The sequence below is a fragment of the Mycobacterium sp. genome (assembly GCF_050701675.1).
In the GTDB taxonomy this organism is placed as follows: Bacteria; Actinomycetota; Actinomycetes; order Mycobacteriales; family Mycobacteriaceae; genus Mycobacterium.
Window position 1 is genome coordinate 1 of the sequence record NZ_JBOGDD010001168.1, and the last position, 5,114, is coordinate 5,114.

Sequence of the window (5,114 nt, forward strand, 5' to 3'; positions counted from 1 at the left end):
CTCGGTGCGCTGCTGATGCTCGGATTTTCGCTGCTGCTCGGCGACGACCAGATGCATGCGTGGGGCTGGCGGCTGCCGTTCCTGGTGGCCGCGCCGCTCGGCCTCATCGGGATCTACCTGCGCACCCGGCTGGAGGACACGCCGATCTTCCGTGAGCTGGAGGCGAAGGGCGAGAAGGAGGAGCAGACCAAGTCCCAGTTCAGGGACCTTCTCGCCGGGTACTGGCGGCCGATTTTGCGGCTCGCCGGGCTGGTCGTCGCACTGAACGTGGTGAACTACACCCTGCTCAGCTACATGCCGACCTACCTGGAGGGCGAGATCGGCATGTCGGCCGACGCGTCGCTGGTCGTTCCCATCATCGGCATGCTCGCGATGATGGTGTTCCTGCCGTTCGCCGGCGGGCTGTCGGATCGGATCGGGCGCAAGCCGCTGTGGTGGTTCTCGCTGGCCGGCCTCTTCATCGCGGGCATACCGATGTTCCTGCTCATGGGCACCGGCATGGCCGGGGCCGTGATCGGGTTCGCCGTCCTGGGTCTGCTTTACGTGCCGCAGCTGGCGACGATCTCGGCAAGCTTCCCGGCGATGTTCCCCACCCATGTGCGGTACGCCGGTTTCGCGATCGCGTACAACGTGTCCACCTCGATATTCGGTGGCACCGCGCCCGCGGTCAACGAATGGCTCATCGGCAAGACGGGCGACGGCCTCGTTCCGGCGTACTACATGATGGCCGCCTGCGTGATCGGCGCGATCGCGCTGATCACGGTCCCCGAGACCACGCGGTGCCCGATCAACGGCACCACCGTCCCTGGTACGCCGGGCGCCCCGCCGCCCGTGGCCTACGACCTCGAGCCCGCCCGCGCCTGAGCCAAGCGCGTGAGTGGCCAGTTATGGCACGCGTCCTGCGAAATCGCGTGGCATAACTGGCCATTCGCCGTCGTCAGGTGAGGATGGCGCCTACGGCGTCGGCCCAGACCCCGGCCGCCTCGTCGACCTGGTCGGCGGTCACGACGAGCGCAGGGATGAAGCGGACGACCTGCCCCCACGCCCCGCACGTCAGTAGCAGCAGCCCGCGCCTTGCGGCCTCCTGCTGGACGGCAGCGGCGGTGGCCGGGTCGGGTTTGCCGTCGGCGCCACGAAACTCATTGCCGATCATCAGACCGAGGCCGCGGACGTCAGTGATCTGGTCGTGTTTGTCCGCGACGGTCTGCAGCGCCTGCTTCAACTGAGCGCCGCGCTCGGCCGAGTTCTCGACCAGGCGTTCGTCCTGGATCACGTCGAGGGTGGCCAGCGCGGCGGCGCAGGCGACCGCGTTCGCGCCGTAGGTGCCGCCCTGCGAACCCGGCCAGGCCTTCCCCATCAGCGCCGACGATGCCGCGATCGCGGACAGTGGGAAGCCGGACGCCAACCCCTTCGCCGTGACGAGGATGTCGGGTCGCGCGTTGAAATGGTCTCCGCCCCAGAACTTTCCAGTCCTGCCGAACCCGGTCTGGACTTCATCGAGGACGAGCAGGATGCCATGGGCGTCGGCGCGTTCGCGCAGCCCCGCGAGGAAGCGCTCGCTCGCAGGCACGTACCCGCCCTCACCCAACACCGGCTCGACGAAGAACGCGGCCGTGTCAGCCGGGGCGCTCAGGGTCTGCAGCACGTAGTCGAGTTGGGTGAGCGCGAAATCGGTCGCCTGCTCGACCGGCCAGCCGAAGTGGCCGGGGTCGGGGAACGGCGACACGTGCACGCCACCCATCAGCGGGCTGAATCCGGACCGGAACTTGGTGCCGGAGGTGGTCATCGAGCCCGCCGCCACCGTCCTACCGTGAAAGCCACCGTGGAACACGATGACGTTCGGGCGGCCCGTCGCCTGGCGACTGAGCCGCAGCGCCGCCTCGATCGCCTCACTGCCGGAATTCGCGAAGAACATCCGGTCCAGACCCGACGGCAGAACCTCACCGAGCCGCTCCACCAGCGTCAGCAGGGGGCGGTGCATGACGGTGGTGTACTGCCCGTGGATCAGCGTCGCCACCTGCCGCTGGGCCGCCTCGACCACCCTGGGGTGGCAGTGCCCGGTACTCGTCACCCCGATACCGGCGGTGAAGTCGAGGTATCGGCGGTCGTCCTCGTCGTAGAGCAGAACGCCCTCACCACGGGCGGCGACCACGCCGGTTGCCTGTTTCAGAATCTGCGAGAGCTCGGCCACGTCATCCCCTTGCTTATGGATTGATAGATTGTCAACAATCAGAGTATCCAAGTGTGCTGTGCCGGTGGAAGGGGTTACGGATGAGTGAGCAAGAGGTTGGAGCTGTTCCCGTTATCAAGGCCGTCGAGAAGCGGCTGTTCATCGACGGCAAGTGGGTCGACGCCGCGGACGGAGGCACCTTCGACGTCCTCGATCCGGCGACGGGGACGACGCTGTGCGCAGTGGCCGATGCCACGCCGCAGGACGGTCGGGCCGCGTTGGACGCCGCCGTCGCCGCCCAGCCGGCCTTCGCCGCGACCTCACCGCGCGAGCGGGCCGACATGCTCACCGGGGCGTTCGAGCTGCTGCACGAACGGATCGACGACCTGGCGCTGCTGATGACGCTGGAGATGGGCAAGCCACTCGCCGAAGCCCGTGGCGAGATCGCCTACGCCGCAGAGTTCTTCCGGCACTTCGCCAGCGAGGCGGTACGGATCGACGGCGGCTACCAGACCGCACCGGCCGGCGGCGCACGCTTCCTGGTCACCAGGCAACCGGTCGGTCCGTGCCTACTCATCACCCCGTGGAACTTCCCGATGGCGATGGGCACCCGCAAGCTCGGCCCCGCGATCGCGGCCGGCTGCACCAGCGTGATCAAACCGGCCCACCAGACACCGCTGTCGATGCTCGCGCTCGTCGACATCCTGACCGAGGCCGGCGTGCCTGCCGGCGCGGTCAACTGCGTCACGGCGATGGACGCGGGCGGGGTGCTCGAGCCGCTGATCCGGTCCGGCCTTGCCCGCAAGCTCTCGTTCACCGGCTCCACCCGTGTCGGCCGGCTGCTCCTCGAGCAGTGTGCGGAGAAGATCCTGCGGACCTCCCTCGAGCTCGGCGGTAACGCCCCGTTCATCGTCTTCTCCGATGCCGACCTCGACGAGGCCGTCACCGGCGCGATCGCGGCCAAGATGCGCAACATGGGCGAGGCGTGCACCGCGGCCAACCGGATCTACGTGCACTCTTCGGTGATCGACGAGTTCGGCCGTCGCCTCTCCGACCGGATGGCGGCGATGCAGGTCGGCCGCGGGACGGACGACGGGGTGCAGGTCGGGCCGCTGATCGACGAGGCGGCACTGCGGAAGGTTCAGACCCTGGTCGCCGACGCGGTGGCGCGCGGAGCGAAGGTGCTGACCGGAGGGGCGGCGGCACCCGGCGCGGGGTACTTCTACCCGCCGACCGTGCTCACCGGCGTCCCGCGCGACGCACAGATGGCCGGCCAGGAGATCTTCGGCCCGGTTGCGCCGCTCACCCCGTTCGACTCGGAGGCGGAGGTGATCGCGGCGGCCAACGACACGGAGTACGGACTGGTGTCCTACGTCTTCACCAACGACCTGCGCCGCGCGCTGCGCGTCGCCGAGGCCCTCGAGACCGGCATGGTCGGACTCAACCAGGGCGTCGTGTCGAACCCCGCCGCTCCATTCGGGGGCATGAAGCAATCCGGCCTGGGCCGTGAGGGCGGTGCGGTTGGTATCGACGAGTTCCTGGAGACCAAATACGTTGGGATCGCGATGAATTAAGCGCCCGCGGCGTCGGGAAGGGTCAACCGGTTGATCGCGTCGTCCATGTGCGCGATCAACAACTCGTCGGTGAGCTCGTGGTCGCCGGACCTGATCGCCGTGGCCACGGCGCGGTGCTCCTCACCCCGGACCTCGGAGACCGAGTAGGACTCCTCGAGTGCGTGAATGCACAACCGCGTCTCCGTGATGAAGGTCTGGTGCATCCGGGTCAGGCGCGGACTGTCGGCAAGCTCGACCAGGCGCACGTGGAAGCCGATGTCCAGCTCGCTGACCTCGGCAGGCGTGGTGGCGGCGTTCATCGACTCGACGATCTCGTACAGCGCGTCGCCTGCCGCCGTGAAGTCGCCATCGAGGATCTTGCGTGCGGCGGCGCGTTCGATCGCCTCGCGGGCCAGATACATGTCGCGGACGTCGTCGGGCGTCATCTCGATCACGAAGAGACCGCGATGGCGGATCGACACCAGCAGACCCTCCTGGGTGAGCCGCTGCATGCCTTCTCGCAGGGGCCCCCTGCTGACCCCGAGCTTGCGGGCCAGGTCGGCCTCGCTCAGCTGGGCACCGGGCTTGAGTTCCCCGTGACCGATCGCCAGGCGCAGCTTGTCCGCGATGATGCTCGGCGTCGACTGCTGCACGAGGGGCGCGATGATGTCCGTCACCGTCGGTCCCCGAACAGCGTGCCCAACCCCGGCAGCGCGGGTACCGGACCGAGGAGCTGCAGGCCCTTCCACACGGTCACCTGGTTCGCGGTGAGAACCGGCTTTCCGATGGCCTCCTCGAGTTCGCCGATGATCGCCAGCGTGTGCATCGCAGTGTCCGGCACCAGCACGGCCTCGGCGTCCGGGTGGTCGGCAGCCTTGACCATCGCGATCACCTGCTCGGGGGTGAGGGTGCCGACCTCGGCCGCGGTGACGATCCCGTGGCTGCCCATCGACACCACGTCGGCACCGCCTGCGCGCAGGAACCGGACGAAGTGCTGGGCCACGTCGTCGGGGTAGGAGGCGGCTACGGCGACCCGGTGCACGCCAACGTGCTTCAGCGCGTCGACGAAGGCGATCGAGGTGGACGACGCAGGGACGCCGACCGCAGCGGCGACGCCCGAGGCCTGATCCCTGGCGCCGTCAGGACCGAAGACGAAACTGCCGGACGTGCAGGCCCACATCACCGCATCGGGTTTCTCGGCGGTGAGCTGCGCGGCGCCGTCGGCCAGCCGTTCGGGACGGCCGAGGTCGAGGAGGGCGTCCACCCGGTGCGCGTCCTCGCCCACCGAGGTGATCACGACTGGAAGCCGGACCATTCCGCCAATCCGGGACTCCAGCGCTCCGAAGTCGTCCTCCGCGCTGTGACCGGGGTAGAGGAGGCCTACTGTCACC

The 5,114-nt window shown here is 68.7% G+C and carries 5 protein-coding genes; 2 read left to right on the forward strand and 3 right to left on the reverse strand.

The genetic code is table 11. The annotated features are described in order from the left end of the window. The coding region (locus ACRDUX_RS36150) for an MFS transporter (protein WP_526421551.1) at positions 1-864 on the forward strand (864 nt) is incomplete at its 5' end. Between the two features lie 73 nt (positions 865-937). Here ACRDUX_RS36150 and ACRDUX_RS36155 read toward each other — a convergent pair. Then, positions 938-2,191: a class-III pyridoxal-phosphate-dependent aminotransferase gene (locus tag ACRDUX_RS36155; protein WP_526421553.1), complete on the reverse strand. Its 1,254-nt coding sequence runs from the start codon at positions 2,189-2,191 to the stop codon at positions 938-940. A gap of 80 nt (positions 2,192-2,271) precedes the next feature. Here ACRDUX_RS36155 and ACRDUX_RS36160 point away from each other — a divergent pair, with 80 nt between their 5' ends. Beyond that, complete coding sequence (locus tag ACRDUX_RS36160) at positions 2,272-3,744, forward strand: NAD-dependent succinate-semialdehyde dehydrogenase (protein WP_526421555.1); 1,473 nt, start codon at positions 2,272-2,274, stop codon at positions 3,742-3,744. Here the strand turns inward: ACRDUX_RS36160 and ACRDUX_RS36165 are convergent. Together ACRDUX_RS36165 and ACRDUX_RS36170 are read right to left on the reverse strand one after the other, a co-directional pair. Then, on the reverse strand, positions 3,741-4,400 hold the full coding sequence (locus ACRDUX_RS36165) for a GntR family transcriptional regulator (protein WP_526421557.1): 660 nt from the start codon (positions 4,398-4,400) through the stop codon (positions 3,741-3,743). The genes ACRDUX_RS36160 and ACRDUX_RS36165 overlap by 4 nt on opposite strands. Then, positions 4,397-5,113 carry a maleate cis-trans isomerase family protein gene (locus tag ACRDUX_RS36170; RefSeq protein ID WP_526421559.1) on the reverse strand — a complete coding sequence of 239 codons (717 nt, stop codon included), beginning with the start codon at positions 5,111-5,113 and terminating at the stop codon, positions 4,397-4,399. The genes ACRDUX_RS36165 and ACRDUX_RS36170 overlap by 4 nt, the downstream gene beginning before the upstream one ends. Position 5,114: the final 1 nt, after the last annotated feature.

Excerpts from the sequence above, each read along its gene's own strand:
- ACRDUX_RS36160 (WP_526421555.1), top strand. The coding sequence starts at position 2,272 with ATGAGTGAGCAAGAGGTTGGAGCTGTTCCCGTTATCAAGGCCGTCGAG.